The following is a 26,292-nucleotide window of genomic DNA, read 5'->3' on the forward strand; positions in this document are numbered from 1 at the left end:
GTCACACCCGTTCCCATACCGAACACGGAAGTTAAGCTCTCTAGCGCCGATGGTAGTTGGGACCTTGTCCCTGTGAGAGTAGGACGTTGCCAGGCAATATTATTCCGCAGTAGCTCAGCGGTAGAGCTATCGGCTGTTAACCGATCGGTCGTAGGTTCGATTCCTACCTGCGGAGCCATTGGAGAGCTGTCCGAGTTGGCCGAAGGAGCACGATTGGAAATCGTGTATACGTCACAAGCGTATCAAGGGTTCGAATCCCTTGCTCTCCGCCATAGGATTTATAATATTTGGCCCGTTGGTCAAGTGGTTAAGACACCGCCCTTTCACGGCGGTAACACGGGTTCGAATCCCGTACGGGTCACCACTTTGGAGGATTAGCTCAGCTGGGAGAGCACCTGCCTTACAAGCAGGGGGTCGGCGGTTCGATCCCGTCATCCTCCACCATATAAATTTTATATGAATAGTATTATCGCGGGGTGGAGCAGCACGGTAGCTCGTCGGGCTCATAACCCGAAGGTCGCAGGTTCAAATCCTGTCCCCGCAACCAAATGGTCCCGTGGTGTAGTGGTTAACATGCCTGCCTGTCACGCAGGAGATCGCCGGTTCGACCCCGGTCGGGACCGCCATTTTAATAAGGCTCGGTAGCTCAGTCGGTAGAGCAGAGGACTGAAAATCCTCGTGTCGGCGGTTCGATTCCGTCCCGAGCCACCATTTATTTCAATAAAATACGCCGGCTTAGCTCAATTGGTAGAGCAACTGACTTGTAATCAGTAGGTTGGGGGTTCAAGTCCTCTAGCCGGCACCATGTAAGTTTCGGAGGGGTAGCGAAGTGGCTAAACGCGGCGGACTGTAAATCCGCTCCTTCGGGTTCGGCAGTTCGAATCTGCCCCCCTCCACCATTTACATAGGGGCATAGTTTAAAGGTAGAACTGAGGTCTCCAAAACCTCCAGTGTGGGTTCGATTCCTACTGCCCCTGCCAAATATATTTACACAACATGGCGGTTGTGGCGAAGTGGTTAACGCACCGGATTGTGGCTCCGGCATTCGTGGGTTCGATTCCCATCAGTCGCCCCATTTTTATTTTAAAAATTACAAATAATTTAATTGATACTTACATATAATTAAGTAAGAATTCGATGGGCTATAGCCAAGCGGTAAGGCAACGGACTTTGACTCCGTCATGCGCTGGTTCGAATCCAGCTAGCCCAGCCATTTTTGCGGAAGTAGTTCAGTGGTAGAATACAACCTTGCCAAGGTTGGGGTCGCGGGTTCGAATCCCGTCTTCCGCTCCAATAAAATTTAATATGGCGGCATAGCCAAGTGGTAAGGCAGAGGTCTGCAAAACCTTTATCACCGGTTCAAATCCGGTTGCCGCCTTTTCTTTTGTGCCGATGTGGCGGAATTGGCAGACGCGCACGACTCAAAATCGTGTTCCTTCGGGAGTGTCGGTTCGACCCCGACCATCGGTATCATGAACGTCGTAAAAAACTCTATACAATTAGTATAGAGTTTTTTTGTGTTTTCTTTTCATTACATGACAAAATAAGCACAAAAAGTGTACGGTGAGTAAACTGCGAAACATTAAAAGGATAAAAACAAACATTCAATTTTATCCTTTTAATTGCGGTATTCTATAATATGCCCTTCGAGCACTCTAGAGAGAATTTCTCCACCCGGGTGACATGAAGTTAAATCCGACACCACCAGTAGATATTAGTACATGATCAGCTGTTAATTTCGTAATTTCTAAAAACTTCTTTTCAAACTTTTCTCTGTTGTATTTGTACATAGTTGAGTGGCACGACCACATGTGCGTTGAAGTACTCAACCAGTCCCCTAATTCCTTCAATTCAGGAAACGCCTCAAATTGGATTGGTTCATCTAATTTCATGAATCTTACTTGATAGATAGTTGGGTTTAACTTCTCTCCTATTCCTTTAAAAGCATGTAATTTTTTCTCATTTGAATGTGTCATAATTCCCCCTCTACCTTTTCTTTAAATTTTTCCCTATTTTTATTGTACAACAATAGAAAGTAATTATGGGGATATTATGGAAATCGGTATCTGCAATATAAAAAGACTCTAATAGAAATGTTAGAGTCTTTTTTGTTAAATTATATTATGTGATGCTAAAATTCGTAATAAACTTAGGAATTCATGTATAATATAACTTGTCGAAAGAACAAAATGATAGTGATTTATATTATGTCTGTAATATGAATCAAAAATGAACTTTTTATATTTCTTTTAAAAATGTGTTGAACACACATTATATTTCATATTAATATTTTTATGTAGATTTAAAACGAGAAAGAGAGTGGAAAGTATGGGCCGTAAATGGAACAATATTAAAGACAAAAAAGCATCAAAAGATGCAAATACAAGCCGTATATACGCGAAATTTGGACGTGAAATTTATGTGGCGGCAAAACAAGGCGAGCCAGATCCAGAATCAAATCAAGCGCTTAGAGTCGTATTAGAACGTGCGAAAACATACAATGTACCAAGAACAATTATTGATCGTGCAGTTGAAAAAGCAAAAGGCGGTTCAGAGGAAAATTATGACGAGCTTCGTTATGAAGGATTTGGACCAAATGGAGCTATGGTTATTGTAGATACACTTACAAATAACGTAAACCGTACTGCAGCAGATGTACGAGCTGCATTTAGCAAAAACAGTGGTAACATGGGTGTAAACGGTTCTGTAGCTTACATGTTTGATGCGACAGCTGTTATCGGCCTTGAAGGTAAAACATCAGATGAAGTTCTTGAAATTTTAATGGAAGCAGATGTAGATGCACGTGACATTCTAGAAGAAGAAGATGCTGTTATCGTGTATGCTGAACCAGATCAATTCCATTCAGTACAATCTGCACTTAAAGGTGCTGGTGTTGAAGAATTTACAGTTGCAGAATTAACAATGCTTGCACAAAGTGATGTTACACTTCCTGAAGATGCTCAAGTACAATTTGAGAAAATGGTTGATGCATTAGAAGATTTAGAAGATGTACAACAAGTTTACCACAACGTAGACTTAGGAGAGTAATACGATGAAAGCCCCTTTTCGTTTAACGAATAGGGGCTTTTTTTATGAAGTTAATTAAGGTGATGAATTATTAAAGGTATTTTGGTGTAGATAGGGAATATGCTTATAGGGATATATGAAATAACCATTATTTCTAGGAGGCTTAGTATGGAATATAAGACACCAAAGCATATAGTTGCCGTAGCAGGTTATTTAACAAATGAGAAAAATGAAGTGTTATTAACAAAGGTACACTGGCGAGCTGATACGTGGGAAATGCCAGGAGGACAGGTAGAAGAAGGAGAAGCACTCGATCAAGCTGTCTGTAGGGAAATAAAAGAGGAAACAGGGTTAACGGTGAAGCCTATCGGAATTACCGGGGTTTATTATAATGCCTCTATGCACATTCTAGCTGTTGTTTTTAAAGTAGCATATGTGAGTGGCGAAATAAAAATTCAACCTGAAGAAATACAAGAGGCTAAATTTGTTGATTTAAATGAAGAGAACATAGATGAGTATATAACCCGTCCTCATATGAAATCCAGAACGCTTGATGCAATGAGAGCAACACATTGTATTCCGTATGAAACGTGGGAAGTACAGCCATATAATTTAATAGGAAGATTGTAAAGAAAAGAGTAGCTGATTTGAGATACATTCAAATCACTACTCTTTTTTGTATACTGTTTAAGAAAAAGGTCAAAATAATAATAGTGTTAGTATTGATTTATAGAACGTTTGTTCTGTATAATGTATATGTTATATACATTAAGATTACTAGATACTCAAAAGTACATATATTTGTAGATGATATAATTAAAGTATAAAGTGAAAATATAATAGCCTTAAGGCTTACTCTGTTATTGGTTATTCGTGATTGAATATAATCTATATTCAATATTTCAGATGAATAGTAGATAAAAAAGGTCTGTGATACAATACTTTTTTACCCCGCTATTTGCCGGGAACGTGATTGGTGAGGGCTGATTAAAGTTTCACTTTATACCTTACAATGATGTAAGGTACTTGTAAGAGAAATCGATGGGATATTTTTTTACAACAATGTATTCTTAAAGTAAGAGTTATATGCTGTGTGGAAAAGAGGTGTTCAAGATGAAAGAACGAGTATTATCTAGGGTGAACTATCATCAAAAAGTTGCATTAAATCCAATGACTAAACTTTTTTATAAAGCCATTATATTATTATTATTGTTAAGTTGTACGTTATTATTCATTGGAAATGTAATGATTGAGAAAAGTGACATTAGTAAATTACATGTACCGGCTAATTTAGAGGTGCCAGAATCATTAACACATGCATTTATTGCGACAGAAGATAAAAGATTTTATCATCATAACGGTTTAGATTATATAGCAATTATTAGGGCCTCTGTTGAGAATATAAAGGCTGGTGGTGTCGTGCAAGGAGGAAGCACGATTACACAGCAGCTATCTAAAAATGCTTTTTTAACTAATGAGCGTACATTTTCTCGTAAGTGGAAAGAGATTTTTTATACGAAAAAAATTGAACGCACATTTACGAAGGATGAAATTTTAAAATTATATGTAAGTAACATTTATTATGGTGAAGGAGCATGGGGAATTGAAAAAGCAGCAAACCTTTACTTCGGTAAAAAGGTGAACCAATTAACGTTGGCTGAAAGTGCAATGATGGCTGCTGTAGTAAAAGCACCTGCTTATTACTCACCTGCCCAAAATTATGATAAAGCAGTAGAGAGACGAAATGTTGTGTTGAGACTAATGGAGAAAGAAGGCTATATAAGCCATGATGAGTATGTTCAAGCAGTTAGTGAGAAATTAGTAATTCGTCATGATATAAAAATAGAGCAGTCGATGTTAAATAGTGCGCGTAAAAAAGCAGTAAGTTAAGAGAAGTTCCTACAGAGGAGCTTCTTTTTTTGAATAAATTGTGACAAATTGTGACACAATATCGTCACAATTATTGTGTTTTTGTAATTTATGTGAGCGTGTTCATTGCGTGACGTATATAAGTGTTGATATTATGTGTATTGTGTACAATGCTGTATACAGAATATGAATTTAAAGAGGAATGTATATGAAATCAAATAAACTCATGGCTCTTGGTATAGTTTTTTCTATCGCAGTATTGATTGTAATTGGAACAATTGCGTATAGCATCATAAATGACAAAAAAGATAAAGGGAATGAGATGTTTGCTTATTCCACGCAACAATCTTTAGGGAAAGATGATGCTCCAGTTAAGGTAGTTGAATTTGGAGACTTTAAATGTCCTGCTTGTCGTACTTGGGATGTAACAGTATTACCTCGATTAAAAGAAGAGTATATTGATAAAGGCAAAGTGCAGTTATATTTTATTAACTTCCCATTTATCGGAAAAGACTCGGATTTAGGTGCAGCAGCTGGTGAAGCAATTTATAAACAAGATAAAGATTCATTCTGGATTTTCTATGATGAGATTTATCAAAATCAAAAGAAAGATACGGAAGAATGGATTACAGAAGATTTGCTTCTTAGCATTGTGAAAGAGAAACTTCCAAAAGTTGATGTAGAGCAATTTAAGAAAGATTTACACAGTAAAGAAATTACAGAAAAAGTACGTAAAGATTCAGATCGTGCTCAAAAATTAAAAGTTCAAGGTGCTCCTTCAGTATATGTAAACGGAAATCTTGCAAACCCTGATTTCGATAGTATGAAGAAGGCCATTGATAAAGAATTGAAAAAGTGATGAGGTCTCTCATCACTTTTTCGACTTTTTTCGATAAAATTCTTGCCTCTATTTTTTTAACATGCTATACTACTTTACATAAGTTATTCTAATATCTTATATGTAATTCATATTTGCGGGTGTAGTTTAGTGGTAAAACAAGAGCCTTCCAAGCTCTGGTCGAGAGTTCGATTCTCTTCACCCGCTCCAAATTTTATTAAATGTTTTTCTATAAATTGTGATCAACGCAGTGTTTCGTTTCCGAGATAAACGAGGCATTGCGTTTTTTAATGTTTGAAAAATATAATTACATGCGAAAATAGAAGTAAATAATAGTATTCCAAAAGTGAATTACTAACCAATAAAGTCGTTACATAAGGGATGATGGATTCATCTGAGGAGGCGATTAAGAGTGGATTTTGAACAATTAAAGCAAGATGTAATTGCGTATAGTAAAACAATTGGCATAGATAAAATAGGCTTTGCGAGTGCTTCTCCTTTTGAGGAATTAAAGCAGCGCTTAATCCAGCAACAACAATTAAATTATCAATCTGGATTTGAAGAGCCTGATATAGAGAAGAGAACGAATCCGCAACTTTTATTACCGGGTGCTAAATCAATTATTGCGATTGCTTTAGCATATCCTTCAAAATTAAAAAATGCACCATTAAGTAAGCGTGGAGAACGCCGTGGAATTTTTTGCCGTGCTTCTTGGGGACAAGATTATCATCTTGTTTTACGAGATCGTTTGCAAAAATTAGAAGCATATTTAATTGAAAAACTTCCAGATATAGAAGTGAAGTCCATGGTTGATACAGGTGAATTAAGTGATCGAGCTGTATCAGAGCGTGCAGGCATTGGCTGGAGTGGGAAAAACTGTGCTATTATTACACCTGAATTCGGTTCGTACGTATACTTAGGGGAAATGATTACAAATGTTCCATTCCCGCCAGATAAGCCGATAGAAGATCAATGCGGGGGCTGTACGAAATGTATCGATATTTGTCCTACAGGTGCTTTAATACAGGGGGGACAGTTAGATTCGAAGAAGTGTATTGCGTTTTTAACACAGACGAAAGGATTCCTACCTGAAGAATATCGCGATAAAATAGGAAATCGTATATATGGATGTGATACGTGTCAGACTGTTTGCCCGAAAAACAAAGGAATGGATTTTCATAATCATCCTGAGATGGAGCCGGATCCTGAGCTAGTTAAACCATTATTAACGCCACTTTTAACAATTAGTAATCGTGATTTTAAAGAGAAATATGGGATTATGTCAGGGTCATGGAGAGGGAAAAAGCCACTGCAAAGAAATGCGATTTTAGCATTAGCACATTTTAAAGAAGCATCGGCAATTCCTGATTTAATTGGTGTTATGAAAGATGACCCAAGACCGGTATTGCGCGGAACGGCAGCATGGGCACTTGGGAAAATTGGGGGAGATGGAGTAGGCGAAGCGATTGAGAAAGCGATGGAACGTGAGAAAGATGAAGAAGTACTTCATGAAATGAATCGCGGGCTTGAATTGTTAGCACAGAAAAAAGAGTAGATAATATTTCCCTTTTTCATATTGTAATATGGGAGGGAAACGAAATGGCTGTAAAAATGAATATTGAAAAGCAAGTACAACAGTTTTTAGCATATATCACAGAGAAACGAACAGACGTGGATGGTATTGCTGAGGATTTACTACAAATGGCACAGAGAAAGAAACAATTGTTTCAAAGGCGTAGTGCACATATAGTGAAAGCAATTGCGGATGTTTCTTTCATTAGACAATTAAATAGTAATGACCATCAAGAAATTGATTATCAAATACATTTTAAATATTTAATTAAGCATAAAGAATTATTTTATATTGAAGAGGAACAATTAAAACGAAGAGTTTGTTTAAATAATAGTCGGATTATAGGCGATTATGATATTGAAGTGTCAGAAGAAATTAGAATGGGTGAGACATTAGAAAGGGAAATTACGAAAGAGAAGTACGGTTCTTATCAGTATAATCGTTTAGAGGCAGTGAAATATGCAGAGCGTTGGTGGGATGACCGAAATCCTATGTATCGTAATTTCCCTGATAATTGTACGAATTTCATTTCTCAATGTCTTCATACTGGAGAAGTACCTATGAACGGATATCCTAATATTCGTAAAGGATGGTGGCAAAGGGAGAATCAGTGGAGTTGGAGCTGGGCTGTTGCACATTCTTTTTATTGGTATTTGTCAGGTGCTACAACAGGACTTCGAGCAGAGGCGGTAGAGAGGCCAGAAGAACTTATTCTTGGAGATGTAATTGCTTATGATTTCGAGGATGACGGAAGATGGAATCATACGACGATTGTAGTAGCAAAAGATGCAGATGGTATGCCGCTTGTAAATGCACATTCAGCAAATAGCCGTCGACGTTATTGGAACTATGAAGACTCTAGTAAATATACACCACAAATGAAATATAAATTCTTTCATATTATTAATGGGTAGAGATTTTTCGCTCAAGTGGTATAATACGTAGTAGACAAAAAACAGAGGTGAATATCGCGTGGGAGTACATGTTGTTTTATATCAGCCAGAAATTCCAGCAAATACAGGAAATATTGCTCGTACTTGTGCAGCAACTGGAACAGAATTACATTTGATTAGACCGCTTGGATTTTCAACGGATGATAAAATGTTAAAGCGTGCCGGATTAGATTATTGGCAGCACGTGAAAATTACGTATTATGATTCAATTGAAGAATTTTATGAAAAAAATAAAGATGGTGAATTCTTCTATTTAACGAAGTATGGCGAGAAAGCTCATACAGCGTTTGACTATAGCAAGCGCGAGAAGGATTACTATTTTGTATTTGGAAGAGAAACAAACGGCTTACCAGCTAATGTAATCGAAGAAAACTTTGATCATTGTTTACGTATTCCAATGACAGATAAAGTACGTTCATTAAATTTATCTAATACAGCAGCAATTTTAATTTATGAAGCATTCCGTCAACAAAATTACCCTGGATTAGATTTAGAAATCGTTTATTAAAAGTCGCCATATGGCGACTTTTTTTTATAAAATAAAAATAATATGTGATCATACGTTTAAAAGAGAGGACATAATCATATAGAATGGGATATATGATTAAAAATAGATAAGACGGGTTGAGATAAATATGAAGGAAGAATATAGTAATCAAAATACCTTTTTAAGTATGATAGATATGGATTTAATTAGACAAGGGTTATTACATGCTATTCAAGATTTAGTATTTATATTGAAAGTTATTGATGATGAAACGTTTAAATATATGTATGTGAATAAAATAGGAATGGATTATGCTAGGTTAAGCGAAGAGTGCTATGGAAAAACTTTTGCAGAAGTATTACCGAAAGATATAGCGGGGATATTGCAAAGGCAATATGAAAAAGTAGTGAGAGAAGCGAAAGCACACACTTTTTGTGATGTAGTCAAATTACCAAAAGGTGAGATACATTATGAATCTTCACTTAATCCTGTCTGCGATGAAGAAGGAATATGTCAATTTGTTATTTGTATTACAAGAGATATTACAGCTCAAATTGAGGAGAAGACAGAGATAGAGGAAAAACAAATGTTATTTAAGTCGTTACTGGAATATAATAATGACTCAATTATATCTATAGATTCTATAGGGAGAGTTACATATGCAAATCCGGCAACGTATGAAATATTTGGATACCGGTATGAGGAATTAAATAATAAATTTATTTTTGAATTTATTAATAAAGAATATGAAAAAGATTTTCAAATTATATTTAAGGGATCGATGCAAGGAAAAGCAAAACAAATTGTTTCAAAGAAATATGTTCATAAAGAAGGGTACGAGCTATATATTTCTTTGAGAACTATCCCGATTATTGTGAACGGTGAAATTGTTGGAGTGTATATTGTTACGAGAGATGTTACAAGGCAAGTATTAAACGAAATGCGAACAGAATATTTAGCTTACTATGACCAGTTAACAGGATTAATGAATAGAATTTCATGTACAAATAAGTTAAATACTTTTTTAAAAGAGAGTATAAATTTTGCGCTTGTATTTATAGATTTAGATGAGTTTCATCGTATTAATGATACATTTGGTCATAAAGAGGGAGATAAAGTATTACAAAAAGTGACAGAATGTTTAAGCAATCTAAAAATAGAAGGTATGCACTTATTTAGAGAACACGATGATCAATTTGTTATGTTGATAGAAAATATAACGAAAGAATGTGTAGAGGAAGTTGCAAAAAGCATACTGAAAAATATTAGTGAATATTTTGTAATTGAGAAAGAAGATGTATATTTAAGTGCGTCAATTGGAATTGTAATGGCTCCAGCAGATGGAGAAGATGAAAAAATACTATTTCAGAGAGTCGATGCTGCCTTAGAAAAAGCAAAAGACAAAGGAAAAGGACATTATCATTTTTATTGTAGTGGATTAGACTGTGAGCGTGAACAAAGGTTTATAATAGAAAACCAGTTACATCGTGCTATAGAAAAAAATGAATTTTTCTTATATTATCAGCCACAAATTAATATTGAGACGAAAAAAATAGCTAGTATGGAAGCTTTAATAAGGTGGGAGAATAAGGAATTAGGATTTGTTTCTCCAAACCAATTTATTCCGTTGGCAGAAAGAACAGGATTTATTATTAAGCTCGATGAATGGGTAGTAAATCAAGTGTGTCAGCAACTGCGCGAATGGTTAAATAAAGGATATGAAGTGGTCCCAATTGCAGTTAATATTTCAGCTAGACACTTTCGCTCTATTACATTAATAGAGATGATTACACGGGCTTTAAATAAGTACAATGTACCAGCTCATTTATTAGCGATAGAGGTTACAGAAGGAGCTCTTATACATAAAGATATATCGAAGAGAGTGTTACTACAATTAAAAGAAGAAAATTTAAAGATTCATTTAGATGATTTTGGAACAGGTTATTCATCTTTAAGTTACTTAAAAACATATCCAATTGATACTTTAAAAATTGATCGTTCTTTTATGGAAGGTATACATATAGATGAACGTGATACGAATATTACAGCTGCAATTATTCATTTAGCTCATACTTTAGAATTGAATGTAATTGCAGAGGGAGTAGAAAAAAAGGAGCAAATACAGTTTTTGAAAGAAAAGAATGTGAAGCTTGTACAAGGTTATTATTATAGCCGACCACTATCCAAATATGATATGGAAAATATGTATTATAAATAATGCATAAAAAATGATGTGCTAAAAGCACATCATTTTTTATGTGTACCTGGTTTGTCATTGTAACCGGATGTAAAAATCGCTGTAAGAAATGTGAGTGATACACCTAAAATTAATAATAATTTCATACTAATATCCTCCTTACTTTTTTCGGTTCACGAGTTTTATTTATTACCCAAAATGTATGTAAGGTTCTTAGAAGAAAAGAATTTATTTATAATGAATAGCAGTGTAAAAACGTTAATACCTATATTATACAGAATTTTCTTTGAATTTTGGAGAGAATTTTAGCGTGCTATTATATATTTCGTTTTGATTTAAAGAATGTTTAAGGACATCCTAGCATACCTTTTATAATAATCCGATTGAACAAGGAGATGGGGGAGGAGCTATAATGGATATTCTAAAAAAGATTGAACAGCATCGAGCAGCAGAAGAACGTTTACAATGGGAAGGTACGTTTGCGGAGTATTTGGAGCTTGTGAAAGAAAGACCATGGGTGGCTCAAACAGCACACTCTCGCATTTACAATATGATAAAAGATGCCGGAATTGAAGAAGTTGATGGTAGAAGAAAGTATAACTTCTTTAGTAATCAGCTCTTTGGATTAGAGGATGCTCTAGAACGTCTTGTAGAGGAATATTTTCATCCATCTGCAAAACGATTAGATGTTAGAAAAAGAATTTTATTATTAATGGGTCCTGTTAGTGGAGGGAAATCAACGTTAGTTACGATGTTGAAACGAGGATTAGAAACATATTCAAGAACAGATCGCGGAGCCATTTTTGCAATTAAAGGATGCCCAATGCATGAGGATCCGCTGCATTTAATTCCACATCATTTACGAGATGATTTCTTTGATGAGTATGGAGTTAGAATTGAAGGGAATTTATCACCACTAAATGTCATGCGTTTAGAGCAAGAATATGGATCAAGAATTGAGGATGTAGTTGTAGAGCGTATTTTCTTCTCTGAAGATCGCCGTACAGGGATTGGTACATTTAGCCCGTCTGATCCAAAATCACAGGATATTGCAGATTTAACAGGTAGTCTGGACTTTTCTACGATTGCAGAATATGGTTCAGAATCAGATCCCCGTGCGTATCGATTTGATGGAGAATTAAATAAGGCAAACCGAGGAATGATGGAGTTCCAAGAGATGTTAAAATGCGATGAGAAGTTTTTATGGCACTTATTATCGCTTACGCAAGAAGGGAATTTCAAAGCGGGAAGATTTGCGCTTATTTCAGCAGATGAATTAATTGTAGCGCATACGAATGAAACAGAGTATCGCTCATTTATAGCAAATAAGAAAAATGAAGCATTACACTCAAGAATTATTGTAATGCCAGTTCCTTATAATTTACGAGTAAGTGAAGAAGAACATATTTATGAAAAAATGATTCGTGAAAGTGATGTGTCGAATGTTCACATTGCACCACATACACTTCGCGTTGCAGCAATGTTCACTATTTTAACTCGTTTAAAAGATCCGAAGCGTCCGGATATTGATTTAATTAAAAAGATGCGTTTGTATGATGGAGAAACGGTAGAAGGTTATAATGCGATTGATGTAGAAGAATTACAACGCGAATATCAAGATGAAGGTATGAAGGGTATTGATCCTCGTTATGTCATTAACCGAATTTCGTCTACAATCATTCGAAAAGAGGTACCATCTATTAACGCGTTAGATGTACTTAGATCTTTAAAAGATGGGCTGGATCAGCATCCATCGATTAGTAATGAAGACCGTGAACGTTATATGAATTTCATCTCATTAGCGAGAAAAGAATACGATGAAATCGCGAAGAAAGAAGTACAAAAAGCGTTTGTTTATTCATATGAAGAATCAGCTAAGACGCTTATGGATAATTACTTAGATAACGTCGAGGCGTACTGCAATAAATCGAAATTACGTGATCCGTTAACAGGGGAAGAAATGAGTCCAGATGAAAAACTAATGCGCTCAATTGAAGAGCAAATTGGAATTTCAGAAAATGCTAAGAAAGCATTCCGTGAAGAGATTTTAATTCGCATTTCTGCTTATGCCCGTAAAGGAAAACGCTTTGATTATAATTCACATGAACGTCTTCGTGAAGCGATTCAGAAAAAACTATTTGCTGATTTAAAAGATATAGTGAAAATTACAACATCAACGAAAACACCGGACGAAAATCAGCTTAAGAAAATCAATGATGTTGTTGCACGTTTAATTGATGAGCATGGCTATAATTCTTCTTCAGCAAATGAATTACTACGCTATGTAGGTAGCTTGTTAAACCGATAGTTTGATAACAAAACGCTGTCTCTTGTATTTTGCGGGACAGCGTTTTATTATCCGTTCATATGTGTGTAAAGTGTCATACCTTGTCCAAATGTAATAAATTAAGATGCAATTTCATGAATTTATTGTCAATTATTTTTACAATATGCATATGATAGAGTAACCAACCATTCATACGAAAAAAGCCAACACAATACAATATGTTGCAAAGTAAAAATGTGTGCAACAATGCATTGTGTTTCTTTCTTATCAGTGGCTGAATATTTCTTTCTATTATGTGAGTGGCAAAATTTTGTTTAGGATGCTCGGGGTATTGTATGAAAAACGTTATAAATGTTTATGGGATGATTTTCTATGGGCAGTTACCTTTCAAATATTCTAGCTTGCACATTACAGAACAAAATTTGTAGCTTGCTGTTCATACAGGAAGACAATTACAGTAAGGAGGGAAAGGAATGGGCGAAGAAAATCAACCAAATTATACGATTTCACAGGAAAACTGGTCCCTCCATCGCAAAGGATATGACGACCAACAGCGCCATCAAGAAAAAGTACAAGAGGCAATTAAGAATAATTTACCCGATCTTGTAACAGAAGAAAGTATAGTTATGTCTAATGGCAAGGATGTTGTAAAAATACCAATTCGTTCTCTAGATGAATATAAGATTAGATACAATTATGATAAAAATAAACATGTTGGGCAAGGAAACGGTGATAGCAAAGTTGGTGATGTCGTTGCGAGAGATGGATCAGGTGGTCAAAAACAAAAAGGGCCAGGAAAAGGGCAAGGAGCAGGAGATGCAGCTGGGGAAGATTACTATGAAGCTGAAGTCTCTATTTTAGAATTAGAGCAAGCGTTTTTCAGAGAGTTAGAGCTGCCTAATTTAAAGAGAAAAGAAATAGATGAAAACCGGATTGAACATGTTGAATTTAATGACATTAGAAAAACAGGATTATGGGGAAATATCGATAAGAAACGAACAATGATATCCGCATATAAACGAAATGCGATGCGTGGTAAAGCATCTTTCCATCCAATTCATCAAGAAGATTTAAAGTTCCGCACTTGGAATGAAGTATTAAAGCCAGATTCAAAGGCTGTTGTCTTAGCGATGATGGATACGAGTGGATCGATGGGAATGTGGGAGAAGTATATGGCACGTAGCTTCTTTTTCTGGATGACAAGATTTTTACGCACAAAGTATGAAACAGTTGATATTGAATTTATTGCTCATCATACAGAAGCGAAAGTCGTTACAGAAGAAGAATTCTTTTCAAAAGGAGAAAGTGGTGGAACAATCTGCTCCTCCGTATACAAAAAAGCACTCGAGTTAATCGATAATAAATATTCACCAGATCGCTATAATATTTATCCATTCCATTTTTCAGATGGTGATAATTTAACATCAGATAATGCTAGATGTGTAAAGCTTGTGGAAGAATTAATGAAGAAGTGTAATATGTTTGGGTATGGGGAAGTGAACCAGTATAACCGCCACAGTACACTCATGTCAGCCTATAAAAATATTAAAGATGAAAACTTTAGATACTATATTTTAAAGCAAAAAGCAGACGTATTTCATGCGATGAAAAGCTTTTTTAGAGAAGAATCAGGTGAGAAAATGGCATAACCTCTTTTAAAGAGGTTCTTTTTTTGTAAACTTTTTATTTTCCCAGTTGACAATGATAATGAAAATCATTATCATTTATTCGAGAAATGATTACATTTCGAATTATATATTTCAGAGGAGATGTAAAGTTGAAACAAAATAAAAGAAAACGTATAAATGCAATGATTATAGTGGCGACGTTATCACTTCCGTTTGCTGTTTATTCAACACCTGCTTTAGCGGCAGTAGCAATTGAGACGAATAAAACGGGACAAGGTTTAGAAGATGGTACATATGACGCTGTTATTAAAGCGTATAAAGATAAAACGAATGAAGAGTCTATGGCAGCTGTTTATATAAAGGATCCGAAACTAACAATTGAGAATGGAAAGAAAATTGTAACAGCAACGTTAAGTGATAGTGATTTCTTTCAATACTTGAAAACAGAGGATATTCATACTCCAGGTGTGTTTCATGATGTGAAAGTAATATCAGAAGATAAAAAGAAAAATGGAACGAAAGTGATTCAGTTTGAAGTAGGGGAATTAGGAAAAAGGTATAATATGCGAATGCATATTTATATTCCAACAATGGCCTATGACAATAAGTACCAAGTACAGTTTGAAGTAAATACATTGAATTTAGAGAACAATGTTCCTGAAAAACAAAAGGAAAATAAAGAGGAGAAACAAGATGAAAACGGAAATGTAATATTAGATAAGCAATTACAAAAATATATTAATAAATACAACTTAGATAGAGATAATGTTGATGCGCCAATCACAAAGAAAGATTTATTAAAAATTAAAACGTTATCCATTTATTCTGGTAAAGGAATAAATGAAATAACTGGTTTAGAGTATATGACAAATTTAGAGAAGTTGACGTTACGAGAGTCTAATGTAAAAGACATATCAGCCATCTCGAAATTGAGAGGTTTGAAGTACGTTGATTTAACGTCTAATTCAATTGAAAGTATTCACCCAATTGAGCAGCTAGAGAATATTAATATGCTTTTTTTAAGAGATAATAAAATTTCTGATCTTACACCATTAAGTAAAATGAAAAAAATTAAAACATTAGATTTAATCGGTAATAACATTAAAGATATCCAGCCATTATTTACATTATCAACTATGAAACAATTATACTTAGCAAATAATCAAATCAGTGATCTTACGGGAATTGATCGATTAAATAATGTGGAACTATTATGGATAGGGAACAATAAAATTAATAATGTTGAATCTATTAGTAAAATGAGTAATCTTATTGAACTAGAAATTTCTGATAGTGAAATAAAAGATATATCATCACTATCTCAATTAGGAAATTTACAAGTGCTGAATTTAGAAGAGAATTATATCTCTGATGTATCGCCGCTGAGCACCTTAACAAATTTACATGAGATAAATCTTGGAGCAAATGAAATTTCTGACGTAAGGCCTGTTGAGGAATTAGGTAAGCGAATTTCAATTGACATTCAAAGACAAAAAATCTTTTTAAATGAAGCAAGTGTAGATGAAGAAATAAAAATCCCAGTATACAACCTTAAAGGAGAGCCACTTCAAAATATTAATCTACAAAGTGAGGGGGCTACTCTGAATAACGGATTTATAAAATGGAATAGTCCTGGAGAAAAAATATATGAATTTAAACTAGATACTAATTCTACTGAAAGTAAAATAAGATTTAATGGCACGGTTATACAGAATATAGTTGAAAAACAAAAAGAAAGTCAAAATGTAATTCTCGATAAAACTTTACAACAACATATTAATAAAGAGAATTTAGGTAGAGAGAATGTAAACGCTCCTATCACAAAAGAAGATTTATTACAGATTAAAAAATTAGAGATACTTAAAGAAAATGGAAATGAGATAAAAAATATAACAGGTTTAGAGTACATGACGAACTTAGAAAAACTCACTTTAGAAGGAGTAGGCCTGAAAAATATTGAGTTCATCTCAAACTTGAAACAATTGAATAATGTGAATGTATCTCATAATCAAATTGAAGATATAACACCACTATCTTCATTGGAAAATTTACAGTGGTTAAATCTTGCGGACAATCATATTAAAGATGTAACGGTTATTGGTTCCATGCTAAACTTATTTAGCTTAAATTTAGCTGGAAATGAGATTCGTGATGTAAGGCCGTTAATACAATTAGGTCAGTAGTTTACAATTGATGTTGGAAGACAAAATATCATTTTAAATGATGCAAAAATAAACGAAGAAATTCAAGTTCCTGTATATGATTTAGAAGGAGAAAGTATTGAAAATATTCAATTGGTAAGTGAGGGAGGGACGTTTAATAACGGAGTAATAAAATGGAGTACCCTAGGTGAAAAGGTGTATAAATTTGATTTAGATTCTGATGAAATTAGCATAAGGTTTAACGGAACGGTAATCCAAAATATAGTTGAAAAAGAAGAAGTAAAAGAGCCAACAAAAGAAGTTGAAGAAACGAAAGAAGAAGTAAAAGAACCGGTAAAAGAAGTTGAAGAAACGAAAGAAGAAGTAAAAGAACCGGTAAAAGAAGTTGAAGAAACAAAAGAAGAAGTAAAAGAACCGGTAAAAGAAGTTGAAGAAACAAAAGAAGAAGTGAAAGAATCGGTAAAAGAAGTTGAAGGTACAAAAGAAGAAGTGAAAGAACCGATAAAAGAAGTTGAAGGTACAAAAGAAGAAGTGAAAGAACCGGTAAAAGAAGTAAAAGAGGAAGTAAAAGAGCCAACGAAAGAAGTTGAAGAAGCGAAAGAGGAAGTGGACGAGCCAACAACAGGAGTTGAAGGATCGAAAGCGGAGGTAAAAGAAACAGGAAAAGAAATTGAAGGTTCAAAAGACGCGGTAAATCAATCAGCAGTAGTCCAAGAACAAAACGTGAATAATCAAGTTGTGAAAGAAAATAAACCAGCTGTTAATAAGCAAGAAGAAAGTAAGAAATCATTAGGAGCAACAGGTGGACAAGAGAATACATCAACATTACTTTCAGGCATAGCGTTAGTTCTTTCAGCACTGAGTATGTTTGTATTTAGAAAGAGATTATTTAAGAAATAAAAAACGTTCTATCTTATTATAACGTAAGATGATTATATGAGTTTTTGAGAAGACATTATCATGGCGATTTCATTTTGAAATATGCTTATGGTGATGTCTTTTTTAGAAGGAGATAAATGGAAAAGGTGTGAATATATTAGTGAAGGAGGAGAGGTTATGTATGTCAGTTCTATTTTGGAAATTGAAGAGGTGGCAGCATTTATTGCGAATATGAATAAAGATGCTACTCATCATGTTGGCTATTGTGGAGATGAGAAAGAGGAGTTGTTACAGACAATTATTCATGATTTTTCAGATATAGGCTGGGAACAATCTTTTGTTGCTACTTATGAGAATAATAATTTAATAGGTTTATTAGGATTTGATGTGGATGAAGTAAAGAAATGTGCAGAGATATGGGGACCGTTTATTATCGCAGAGAATTGGGAAGAAGTTGCTTTACATATGTGGAAGGAACTTATAGAAAAGGTGCCTTTTCATATTGAGAGATTTTATGGTTTTTATCATGTGGAAAATAATAATTGTGCCCGTTTAATGAGGAATTTACATGCAAAAGAACAAGGTCGACATAGTATTCTCGTTTTAAATAATATTGTGAAGCACCATATTATATGTAATGTAGAAGAGGCTTTACCACAAGTGTTTGAGCAGTTTATCGCTTTACACAATCATGTGTTTTCTAATACGTATTATGACGGAAACGAAATTATTGAACGTTTAAGTAATACGAATAAATTATTTGTAAGTATTAAGAATGATAAGTTAGAAGGTTATGTATATGTGGAAGTAAATCCAGAGTTTCAAGAAGCGAATATCGAATTTATTGCAACCGCTGAAAATAGTAGAAGAAAAGGTGTCGGAGAGCGGTTATTACAAAAGGCAATTCAGTATATTATTTCCTTCCAAGGAATGAAGGAGATAGAATTATGTTTGAATACGAATAATGATCGTGCGATGAAATTGTACAAGAAAGTAGAATTTGAGGAGAAGGCATGTTTACAACACTATATAATAGAGTGAAAACCCATTCGTATGAAAATTATATTTCATACGAATGGGTTTTATTAATCTACTTTTCCCTCAGTTGTTACGGATTCAGAAGTAATTTGAGGTGCTAATCGTTACATAACCTTTTTTATTTTTTGAGATACTTCTTTTGTTTGCAAATTAACATCTTCTTTTCGCAGCTCCTTAAAGAGCGAAATGACCATAAGAACGACTACGATAGAAAATGGTAGTGCTGCGATGATAGCTGCGATTTGTAGTGCATTTAATCCTCCAGCTTGTAATAAAATAGCGGCAATTATCGCGATTGTTAATCCCCATATAAGTTTTAAACTATTTTTCGGTGATAAGCTTCCGTTACTCGTTTGCATGGAAACAACAAATGTTGCTGAATCAGCAGAAGTAACGAAAAATGTGGCTACTAAAATTAACCCGATAATCGTTAAAAATGTAGAGAATGGTAGATGTGAAATAACAGCAAATAATCCAATCTCTGTACCATTTTTTGCAATTTCATCAGCTATTCCAAGCGATTGGAACATTTCCATATGAATTGCGGTACCACCAAATACTGCAAACCAAAATGTACAGATAAGAGTTGGGACTAATACAACTCCAAAAATAAATTCTTTTATTGTACGCCCTTTAGAAATACGTGCGATAAATGTGCCGACGAATGGAGACCAAGAAATCCACCATCCCCAATAGAAAATAGTCCAATTTTCAATCCAAGAAGAAGATTTTTCATTAAATGCTCCTAAATTTAATCCCATACTAGGCAAAGCTCCAATATAAGAACCGAGTGTAGATGTGAAATATTTCATAATAAATACGGTTGGCCCTAAAAGTAAGAAAGAGATGAGTAAAATACCTGCAAGAGAGAAATTCAAGTTACTCAAATATTTAATCCCACGATCTAAGCCAGTTTGTGCACTTGTTAAATATAAAACAGCGAAGATAGCTATAAGTACGAGCTGGGTAAGTAAAGTGTTATGAATGGAAGGGAATAAATAGCTTAATCCTCCAGCAATTTGTTGAGCACCAATCCCAACAGATGGTACAATGCCAAACACTGTGGCTAAAACAGCTAAAATATCAACTGTTTTTCCGATACGGGAATTTTTCGATCGATTAAATAATGGAGTAACTGTAGCCCCGATAGTGCTACCTTTTTGTTTGCGGAATGTGAAATATGCAATTGTTAAAGCGACCATTGCGTATAGTGACCACGGAAAGAGTCCCCAGTGGAAAAATGAATATTGCATAGCGAGTTTGGCGCTTTCTTCTGTACCTGCTTTTCCTGTTAATGGATCTGTAAAATGTGAAATCGGTTCAGCGATTCCATAAAAGAGGAGTCCAATTCCCATTCCTGCCCCAAACAACATGGATAGCCAAGATGGATAATTATATTTTGGCTTTTCTCCATCTTTACCAAGACGAATAGAACCGTACTTAGAAAATGCTAAATAAGCAGCCAAAATAATCATTGTAGTCATAAGTAGAGAGTAAAACCACCCAAATTTATTGAGGATAAATGAGTTTAAAGAAGATGTAACACTTTGTAAATCGTAGCCTTGTATCCAACTTGCTGGGGTAATTCCCCATATAATGAATAATGTTGTTAGCAAGAAGGAGATATAAAATACACTGTTTTCTTTTTTTATCATAGAATCCCACCCTTATTTAATAAAGTTAACAATTATAGTAATCATAACAATTAAGTTTTTAATTGTCAAAAAACTCCCTTTTTTAACATGAAAGGATGTAATTTGTTTTAGGGAGGTAAAGAGCAATGTGTTCACGATATGTACAAATTATAGGAAGAAATAATATGAAATATTGCATTTTATATTGTTACATCCAGATTTTATGTTAAATTCTTGAATGGAATATTAAAATAGGGGGCAAGGATATGAACAAGAAATCAAAGATCAATAAAGTGATGCTTAGCATTAGTACAATGGCTTTATCGTTAGGCGCACTTCAAACTCATGCAGCAGCGGAAGAAAAAGTACCGTATAACGTGTTGAAAACGAAACCGGTTGGAATTGAAAAGTCGGTAGATGAAGTTGGACATATTTCAAAAGTTGATGAAACTTTATCATTTCAAGAACGTTTAAAAGTAGGAGATTTTTCACAGCGACCAGCATCTATTACGAAGAAAACTGCAGTAAAGCAAGTTAAAGAAAGCTATTCAATGGCTGATTTAAACAAAATGAATGATCAAGAATTGGTTGAAACGTTAGGCAGTATTAAGTGGCACCAAATTACAGACTTATTTCAGTTTAATGAAGATGCAAAGGCTTTTTATAAAGATAAAGGAAAAATGCAAGTCATTATAGATGAATTAGCTCATAGAGGTAGTACATTTACAAAAGATGATTCAAAAGGAATTCAAACGTTTACTGAAGTGTTGCGTTCAGCTTTTTATCTTGCATTTTATAATAGTGAATTAAGCGACTTAAATGAAAGAAGCTTCCAGGATAAATGTTTACCTGCTTTAAAAGCAATCGCAAAAAATCCAAACTTTAAGCTTGGTACAGTTGAACAAGATACAGTCGTATCTGCATACGGTAAATTAATTAGTAATGCTTCAAGCGATGTTGAAACGGTTCAATACGCATCGAATATTTTAAAGCAATACAATGATAATTATACTACTTATGTAAATGATCGAATGAAGGGACAAGCAATATACGATATTATGCAAGGTATTGACTATGATATACAGTCGTACTTAACTGAGGCTCGTAAAGAAGCGAATGAAACGATGTGGTATGGAAAAGTAGATGGGTTTATTAATGAAATAAATCGTATTGCTCTTCTAAATGAAGTAACGTCAGAAAATAAATGGCTCGTTAATAATGGCATTTATTTTGCTAGCCGTTTAGGGAAGTTTCATAGCAATCCAAATAAAGGATTAGAGGTTGTTACACAAGCGATGCATATGTACCCGCGCTTAAGTGAACCTTATTTTGTTGCGGTAGAACAAATTACAACAAATTATAATGGTAAAGATTATAGTGGGAATACAGTAGATTTAGAGAAAATACGTAAAGAAGGAAAAGAGCAATACTTACCAAAAACGTATACATTCGACGATGGATCAATTGTGTTCAAAACAGGAGATAAAGTATCAGAAGAAAAAATTAAGAGACTATATTGGGCTGCGAAGGAAGTAAAGGCACAGTATCACCGTGTAATTGGAAATGACAAAGCGTTAGAGCCAGGAAATGCGGATGATGTATTAACGATCGTAATTTATAATAGTCCAGATGAATATCAGTTAAATAGACAATTGTATGGATATGAAACAAACAACGGTGGAATTTATATTGAAGAGACAGGAACATTCTTTACATATGAGCGTACGCCAGAGCAAAGTATTTATAGTTTAGAAGAGTTATTCCGTCATGAATTTACTCATTATCTGCAAGGGAGATATGAAGTTCCTGGTTTATTTGGAAGAGGAGATATGTATCAAAATGAAAGGCTAACTTGGTTCCAAGAAGGAAATGCAGAGTTTTTCGCAGGATCTACTCGTACGAATAACGTTGTACCAAGAAAGAGTATAATTAGCGGATTATCATCTGATCCTGCAAGCCGTTATACAGCAGAGCGTACACTATTTGCTAAATACGGTTCTTGGGATTTCTATAATTACTCGTTCGCATTGCAGTCTTATTTATATACGCATCAGTTTGAAACATTTGATAAAATTCAAGATTTGATTCGTGCGAATGACGTGAAAAATTATGATGCATATCGTGAAAATCTAAGTAAAGATCCTAAGTTAAATAAAGAGTATCAAGAGTATATGCAGCAGTTAATTGATAATCAAGATACATACACTGTACCAGAAGTAGCTGATGATTATTTAGCTGAACATGCAACGAAGTCATTAGGAGCGGTGAAGAAAGAAATTAGTGATACGTTGCCTATGAAAGATACAAAAATGACAAAACATAATTCTCAATTCTTTAATACATTTACATTAGAAGGTACGTATACAGGTAGTGTCACAAAAGGTGAATCAGAAGATTGGAAAGAAATGAGTAAAAGAGTAAATGAATCTTTAGAACAATTGGCGCAAAAAGAATGGAGTGGCTACAAAACTGTTACAGCATACTTTGTCAATTATCGTGTGAATAGCTCAAATGAATTTGAATATGATGTAGTCTTCCATGGAATCGCAAAAGATGATGGAGAAAATAAAGCTCCAACGGTTAATATAAATGGCCCTTATAATGGTCTTGTAAAAGAGGGAATTCAATTTAAAAGTGATGGCTCAAGCGATGAAGATGGAAAAATTGCTTCTTATTTATGGGAATTTGGAGATGGAAGCACAAGTGCAGAAGTGAATCCAGTACATGTATATGAAAGAGAAGGTTCTTATAAAGTATCGTTAAGAGTAAAAGATGATAAGGGAAAAGAGAGCAGAAGCGAAACAACTGTTACGATTAAAGATGGAAGTTTAACAGAATCAGAACCAAATAATCGTCCAGAGGAAGCAAATCGTATCGGGCTAAATAGTACTATAAAAGGTAGTCTTATTGGTGGGGACCACACTGATGTTTATACATTTAATGTAGCATCAGCGAAAGATATCGACATTTCTGTTTTAAATGAGTATGGAATTGGGATGACATGGGTACTTCACCATGAATCAGATATGCAAAATTATGCGGCTTACGGTCAAGCTAATGGGAATCATATAGAAGCAAAATTTAATGCAAAACCAGGTAAGTATTACTTGTATGTATATAAATATGATAATGGCGATGGAACATACAAATTGTCAGTAAAATAAGCGCTTTTCCAATGTATGTTTAACTTTACTTTTTGTGGAAAATAGTATATTATATAGATATATAATATATCGGTTATTTTCTAGGAGGAGCCTGTCACAATAGGTTTCTCCTGTTCTTTTTTAGAGGCCTGTCTTACAGGCTTTTATTTAAAAGGGAAATAACTGAAAATTAAGAACGATAATCTTTGAAAGAGGTGGGGCATACACATAACAAAAAAGGGATTGTTTAAGAGAGGGGGATAAGAAATGGCTTTGTTTGGTTATCCACTTGAAACAATTTATTTATATGGATTTATTATTGCTACTATACTCACTGTTATTTATATCTTTTTTGGAGATATATTTGAATCGATATTTAGTTTTGGGGGCGGATCTGTATCCGTTGTTACTTTATTACTTAGTTTTTTCGCCATGTTATGTGGACTTAGTTATATAGGAGAATATTTATTTTCCTTTAATAGCATTCTTATTTTTGGGGCTGCATTTGCTATATCTTTTATCGGTGTTTTCATCATGAAAATACTAATTTTAAAACCGATTGCAGAAGCAGAACAAAATACCGTACAACGTATGGATGAATTTATCGGTTGTAAAGGAGAAGTCATTACGACAATTCCTACAGAAGGATTTGGTGAAGTATTAATTTCATCCCAATTTGGAAGTAATGCAATCCCAGCTAAAACTGTTGGAAAAAAAGATATTTCGCAAGGAACAGAGGTTATTATCGAGGGAGTCCAAGATGGTGTTTTACTTGTACAAAACATCGCTTATTCTTTAAAGAAACCAAAATTATAAGGGGGAATTTACATGACGATTCCATTAATTATCGGTGGAGTTTTACTCGCAATTTTAATTCTACTCATTTTAGTATTTATTACGAAGTATCGTACGGTTGGTCCGGATGAAGCGTTAATTGTTACAGGGAACTGGCTTGGTGGAGGAAAGAATGTAGTTACCACTGATGATGGAAAGAAGATTAAGATTATTCGCGGGGGCGGTACTTTCGTAGTTCCAATTATGCAAAGAGCAGAGCCTTTAAGCTTATTAAACTATAAATTAGAAGTTGGTACACGTGATACGTATACGAAACAAGGTGTACCGATCACAGTAAACGGTGTTTCTATTATTAAAGTGGGATCAACAATTGAAGAAGTTTCCACAGCAGCTGAACAATATTTAGGAAAAGAAACAGAAGAGTTAAAAATAGAAGCAAAAGAAGTTTTAGAAGGGCATCTCCGTGCTATCTTATCTTCTATGACAGTAGAAGATGCGTATAGTAATAGAGAGCAATTTGCTCAAAAGGTACATGAAGTAGCTTCTACAGATTTAAAGAAGATGGGACTTCGCATTGTTTCTTTCACAATTAAAGAAATAATGGATAAAAACGGATACTTAGATGCGCTTGGTCAGCCCCAAATTGCGACAGTTAAGCGTGATGCAACAATTGCGAATGCAGAGCGTGAAAAAGAAGCACGTATTGAAAAAGCCCGTGCTGAAAAAGAGGCAAAAGAAGCAGAATATCAACGTGATGCACAAATCGCTGAAGCTGAAAAACATAAAGAATTAAAAGTACAGTCTTATAAGAGAGAACAAGAACAAGCGCGTGCAGATGCGGATCTTTCTTACGAATTACAACAAGCGAAAGCACAACAAGGTGTTACAGAAGAGCAAATGCGCGTTAAAATCATTGAGCGTGAAAAGCAAATTGAGTTAGAAGAAAAAGAAATTGCGCGTCGTGAAAAGCAATATGATGCAGAAGTTAAGAAAAAAGCCGATGCAGATCGCTATGCTGTTGAGCAATCAGCGGAAGCAGAAAAAGTAAAACAAATTAAAAAAGCCGATGCGGATCAATATAAGATTGAAGCAGAAGCGAGAGCACGTGCAGAAGAAGTACGTGTAGAAGGTTTAGCGAAGGCGGAAATTGAAAAAGCACAAGGTCAAGCGAAAGCGGAAGTACAAAAAGCGCAAGGTACAGCAGAGGCAGATGTTATTAGATTAAAAGGTTTAGCAGAAGCAGAAGCGAAACAAAAAATCGCAGAAGCATTTGAATTATATGGTCAAGCGGCAATTATGGATATGGTTCTTAAAATGCTTCCAAGTTATGCGAAGGAACTTGCAAGTCCGCTTAGTAATATTGATAAAATCACAGTTGTCGATACAGGCGGCGGTGGTAAAAATAGCGGGGCCGGAAAAGTTGCGGGTTATGCGACTGATTTAATGGCAACGATGCAAGAAACGTTAAAAGCTTCTTCTGGCATTGACTTAAAAGAGCTATTAGAAGGATTTGCAGGAAAAGGAGCGGTACAACAATTATCAAGCGATAAACCTGTTGTATCTGTAGTAGAAGATGAGAAAAAAGAAGTAGAAAAAGAATAGTAAGGTGAAAAGAACCTCTAGTAAGTGAAATACTAGAGGTTCTCCTATGAATTATAATATTTCGAATAATATACATTTTTATACATTGTTTTAATTATTTAATTTATATAGAATGAAAAAGATATGTATCAATTCTTTAGATGTATAAAAAGATAGAGAGTCTCATTGATACATTTAAAT

The 26,292-nt window shown here is 34.6% G+C and carries 16 protein-coding genes, 16 tRNA genes, 1 rRNA gene and 1 pseudogene (1 of these 34 running past the window's edge); 32 read left to right on the forward strand and 2 right to left on the reverse strand.

The genetic code is table 11. The features are described from left to right. From rrf to ATL10_RS22595, 16 genes are all read left to right on the forward strand, one after another. A 5S ribosomal RNA gene (gene rrf, locus ATL10_RS22520) occupies nucleotides 1–95 on the forward strand; it begins 20 nt to the left of the window's first position. Nucleotides 96–103: 8 nt separating this feature from the next. Beyond that, nucleotides 104–178 (forward strand) — tRNA-Asn (locus ATL10_RS22525). Between the two features lie 2 nt (nucleotides 179–180). Continuing rightward, nucleotides 181–272 (forward strand) — tRNA-Ser (locus tag ATL10_RS22530). 17 nt (nucleotides 273–289) lie between these two features. Beyond that, nucleotides 290–364 (forward strand) — tRNA-Glu (locus ATL10_RS22535). A 4-nt stretch (nucleotides 365–368) separates the two neighbouring features. After that, nucleotides 369–444, forward strand: a tRNA-Val gene (locus ATL10_RS22540). A gap of 26 nt (nucleotides 445–470) precedes the next feature. Then, nucleotides 471–547 (forward strand) — tRNA-Met (locus ATL10_RS22545). A 3-nt stretch (nucleotides 548–550) separates the two neighbouring features. Then, nucleotides 551–626 (forward strand) — tRNA-Asp (locus tag ATL10_RS22550). A 9-nt stretch (nucleotides 627–635) separates the two neighbouring features. After that, nucleotides 636–711, forward strand: a tRNA-Phe gene (locus tag ATL10_RS22555). 18 nt (nucleotides 712–729) lie between these two features. Further along, nucleotides 730–805 (forward strand) — tRNA-Thr (locus tag ATL10_RS22560). A 10-nt stretch (nucleotides 806–815) separates the two neighbouring features. Then, nucleotides 816–899, forward strand: a tRNA-Tyr gene (locus tag ATL10_RS22565). 7 nt (nucleotides 900–906) lie between these two features. Continuing rightward, nucleotides 907–980 (forward strand) — tRNA-Trp (locus ATL10_RS22570). A 19-nt stretch (nucleotides 981–999) separates the two neighbouring features. Further along, a tRNA-His gene (locus ATL10_RS22575) sits at nucleotides 1,000–1,075 on the forward strand. Nucleotides 1,076–1,138: 63 nt separating this feature from the next. Next, nucleotides 1,139–1,213, forward strand: a tRNA-Gln gene (locus ATL10_RS22580). Nucleotides 1,214–1,218: 5 nt separating this feature from the next. Continuing rightward, nucleotides 1,219–1,293, forward strand: a tRNA-Gly gene (locus tag ATL10_RS22585). A 14-nt stretch (nucleotides 1,294–1,307) separates the two neighbouring features. Next, nucleotides 1,308–1,378: transfer RNA gene (locus tag ATL10_RS22590), tRNA-Cys, on the forward strand. A 10-nt stretch (nucleotides 1,379–1,388) separates the two neighbouring features. Next, nucleotides 1,389–1,470 (forward strand) — tRNA-Leu (locus tag ATL10_RS22595). A gap of 185 nt (nucleotides 1,471–1,655) precedes the next feature. Here the strand turns inward: ATL10_RS22595 and ATL10_RS22600 are convergent. Then, the gene (locus ATL10_RS22600; protein ID WP_097925564.1) at nucleotides 1,656–1,976 is read right to left on the reverse strand and encodes a DUF3884 family protein; all 321 of its coding nucleotides are present in this window, start codon (nucleotides 1,974–1,976) and stop codon (nucleotides 1,656–1,658) included. A 352-nt stretch (nucleotides 1,977–2,328) separates the two neighbouring features. Between ATL10_RS22600 and ATL10_RS22605 the strand changes: the two genes are divergently transcribed. The 13 genes and pseudogenes from ATL10_RS22605 to ATL10_RS22680 all read left to right on the forward strand — a co-directional run bounded on the left by ATL10_RS22605 (nucleotide 2,329) and on the right by ATL10_RS22680 (nucleotide 18,941). Further along, nucleotides 2,329–3,048: a YebC/PmpR family DNA-binding transcriptional regulator gene (locus ATL10_RS22605; RefSeq protein ID WP_000532949.1), complete on the forward strand. Its 720-nt coding sequence runs from the start codon at nucleotides 2,329–2,331 to the stop codon at nucleotides 3,046–3,048. Between the two features lie 147 nt (nucleotides 3,049–3,195). Beyond that, nucleotides 3,196–3,657 carry an NUDIX hydrolase gene (locus ATL10_RS22610; protein ID WP_097925562.1) on the forward strand — a complete coding sequence of 154 codons (462 nt, stop codon included), beginning with the start codon at nucleotides 3,196–3,198 and terminating at the stop codon, nucleotides 3,655–3,657. A 483-nt stretch (nucleotides 3,658–4,140) separates the two neighbouring features. Then, complete coding sequence (locus ATL10_RS22615) at nucleotides 4,141–4,917, forward strand: transglycosylase domain-containing protein (RefSeq protein WP_000664716.1); 777 nt, start codon at nucleotides 4,141–4,143, stop codon at nucleotides 4,915–4,917. A gap of 187 nt (nucleotides 4,918–5,104) precedes the next feature. Beyond that, a complete protein-coding gene (locus ATL10_RS22620; RefSeq protein ID WP_000841308.1) occupies nucleotides 5,105–5,755 on the forward strand; it encodes a DsbA family protein in 651 nt (216 codons plus the stop codon). A gap of 115 nt (nucleotides 5,756–5,870) precedes the next feature. Next, a tRNA-Gly gene (locus tag ATL10_RS22625) sits at nucleotides 5,871–5,944 on the forward strand. Nucleotides 5,945–6,146: 202 nt separating this feature from the next. Continuing rightward, nucleotides 6,147–7,289: a tRNA epoxyqueuosine(34) reductase QueG gene (gene queG / locus ATL10_RS22630; protein WP_000345209.1), complete on the forward strand. Its 1,143-nt coding sequence runs from the start codon at nucleotides 6,147–6,149 to the stop codon at nucleotides 7,287–7,289. 44 nt (nucleotides 7,290–7,333) lie between these two features. Then, nucleotides 7,334–8,221, forward strand: a complete 888-nt coding sequence (locus tag ATL10_RS22635; protein ID WP_000279322.1) for an amidase domain-containing protein — start codon at nucleotides 7,334–7,336, stop codon at nucleotides 8,219–8,221. A gap of 58 nt (nucleotides 8,222–8,279) precedes the next feature. Further along, the gene (gene trmL, locus ATL10_RS22640; RefSeq protein WP_000538147.1) at nucleotides 8,280–8,768 is read left to right on the forward strand and encodes a tRNA (uridine(34)/cytosine(34)/5-carboxymethylaminomethyluridine(34)-2'-O)-methyltransferase TrmL; all 489 of its coding nucleotides are present in this window, start codon (nucleotides 8,280–8,282) and stop codon (nucleotides 8,766–8,768) included. Nucleotides 8,769–8,895: 127 nt separating this feature from the next. Beyond that, a complete protein-coding gene (locus tag ATL10_RS22645) occupies nucleotides 8,896–10,965 on the forward strand; it encodes a sensor domain-containing protein (protein WP_000657161.1) in 2,070 nt (689 codons plus the stop codon). Between the two features lie 391 nt (nucleotides 10,966–11,356). After that, a complete protein-coding gene (locus tag ATL10_RS22655) occupies nucleotides 11,357–13,252 on the forward strand; it encodes a PrkA family serine protein kinase (RefSeq protein WP_000353273.1) in 1,896 nt (631 codons plus the stop codon). A 452-nt stretch (nucleotides 13,253–13,704) separates the two neighbouring features. Beyond that, nucleotides 13,705–14,880 (forward strand): sporulation protein YhbH, encoded by a 1,176-nt coding sequence (gene yhbH / locus ATL10_RS22670; protein ID WP_000503516.1) that lies wholly within the window; start codon nucleotides 13,705–13,707, stop codon nucleotides 14,878–14,880. A gap of 128 nt (nucleotides 14,881–15,008) precedes the next feature. Beyond that, nucleotides 15,009–17,921: pseudogene (locus ATL10_RS22675) on the forward strand (leucine-rich repeat domain-containing protein). A 156-nt stretch (nucleotides 17,922–18,077) separates the two neighbouring features. Continuing rightward, complete coding sequence (locus ATL10_RS22680) at nucleotides 18,078–18,941, forward strand: GNAT family N-acetyltransferase (protein WP_110497556.1); 864 nt, start codon at nucleotides 18,078–18,080, stop codon at nucleotides 18,939–18,941. Between the two features lie 101 nt (nucleotides 18,942–19,042). Here the strand turns inward: ATL10_RS22680 and opuD are convergent, their stop codons facing one another. Further along, on the reverse strand, nucleotides 19,043–20,593 hold the full coding sequence (gene opuD / locus ATL10_RS22685) for a glycine betaine transporter OpuD (RefSeq protein ID WP_071739131.1): 1,551 nt from the start codon (nucleotides 20,591–20,593) through the stop codon (nucleotides 19,043–19,045). Between the two features lie 245 nt (nucleotides 20,594–20,838). Between opuD and colA the strand changes: the two genes are divergently transcribed. The 3 genes from colA (at nucleotide 20,839) to ATL10_RS22700 (ending at nucleotide 26,112) form a co-directional block, all read left to right on the forward strand. Continuing rightward, a complete protein-coding gene (colA, locus tag ATL10_RS22690) occupies nucleotides 20,839–23,736 on the forward strand; it encodes a collagenase ColA (RefSeq protein ID WP_110497558.1) in 2,898 nt (965 codons plus the stop codon). A gap of 246 nt (nucleotides 23,737–23,982) precedes the next feature. Continuing rightward, on the forward strand, nucleotides 23,983–24,531 hold the full coding sequence (locus ATL10_RS22695; protein WP_001173144.1) for an NfeD family protein: 549 nt from the start codon (nucleotides 23,983–23,985) through the stop codon (nucleotides 24,529–24,531). Between the two features lie 12 nt (nucleotides 24,532–24,543). Continuing rightward, nucleotides 24,544–26,112 carry a flotillin family protein gene (locus ATL10_RS22700; protein ID WP_000155000.1) on the forward strand — a complete coding sequence of 523 codons (1,569 nt, stop codon included), beginning with the start codon at nucleotides 24,544–24,546 and terminating at the stop codon, nucleotides 26,110–26,112. The last annotated feature ends 180 nt before the right edge of the window (nucleotides 26,113–26,292 follow it).

Origin of the sequence: Bacillus sp. 196mf, from assembly GCF_003217275.1 — a bacterium.
GTDB lineage: Bacteria > Bacillota > Bacilli > Bacillales > Bacillaceae_G > Bacillus_A > Bacillus_A thuringiensis_S.

Excerpts from the sequence above, each read along its gene's own strand:
- ATL10_RS22645 (WP_000657161.1), top strand. The coding sequence starts at position 8,896 with ATGAAGGAAGAATATAGTAATCAAAATACCTTTTTAAGTATGATAGAT.
- opuD (WP_071739131.1), bottom strand. The coding sequence starts at position 20,593 with ATGATAAAAAAAGAAAACAGTGTATTTTATATCTCCTTCTTGCTAACA.
- ATL10_RS22620 (WP_000841308.1), top strand. The coding sequence starts at position 5,105 with ATGAAATCAAATAAACTCATGGCTCTTGGTATAGTTTTTTCTATCGCA.
- ATL10_RS22610 (WP_097925562.1), top strand. The coding sequence starts at position 3,196 with ATGGAATATAAGACACCAAAGCATATAGTTGCCGTAGCAGGTTATTTA.
- ATL10_RS22655 (WP_000353273.1), top strand. The coding sequence starts at position 11,357 with ATGGATATTCTAAAAAAGATTGAACAGCATCGAGCAGCAGAAGAACGT.
- ATL10_RS22700 (WP_000155000.1), top strand. The coding sequence starts at position 24,544 with ATGACGATTCCATTAATTATCGGTGGAGTTTTACTCGCAATTTTAATT.
- ATL10_RS22680 (WP_110497556.1), top strand. The coding sequence starts at position 18,078 with ATGTATGTCAGTTCTATTTTGGAAATTGAAGAGGTGGCAGCATTTATT.
- colA (WP_110497558.1), top strand. The coding sequence starts at position 20,839 with ATGAACAAGAAATCAAAGATCAATAAAGTGATGCTTAGCATTAGTACA.
- ATL10_RS22615 (WP_000664716.1), top strand. The coding sequence starts at position 4,141 with ATGAAAGAACGAGTATTATCTAGGGTGAACTATCATCAAAAAGTTGCA.
- ATL10_RS22635 (WP_000279322.1), top strand. The coding sequence starts at position 7,334 with ATGGCTGTAAAAATGAATATTGAAAAGCAAGTACAACAGTTTTTAGCA.
- yhbH (WP_000503516.1), top strand. The coding sequence starts at position 13,705 with ATGGGCGAAGAAAATCAACCAAATTATACGATTTCACAGGAAAACTGG.
- ATL10_RS22600 (WP_097925564.1), bottom strand. The coding sequence starts at position 1,976 with ATGACACATTCAAATGAGAAAAAATTACATGCTTTTAAAGGAATAGGA.
- ATL10_RS22605 (WP_000532949.1), top strand. The coding sequence starts at position 2,329 with ATGGGCCGTAAATGGAACAATATTAAAGACAAAAAAGCATCAAAAGAT.
- ATL10_RS22695 (WP_001173144.1), top strand. The coding sequence starts at position 23,983 with ATGGCTTTGTTTGGTTATCCACTTGAAACAATTTATTTATATGGATTT.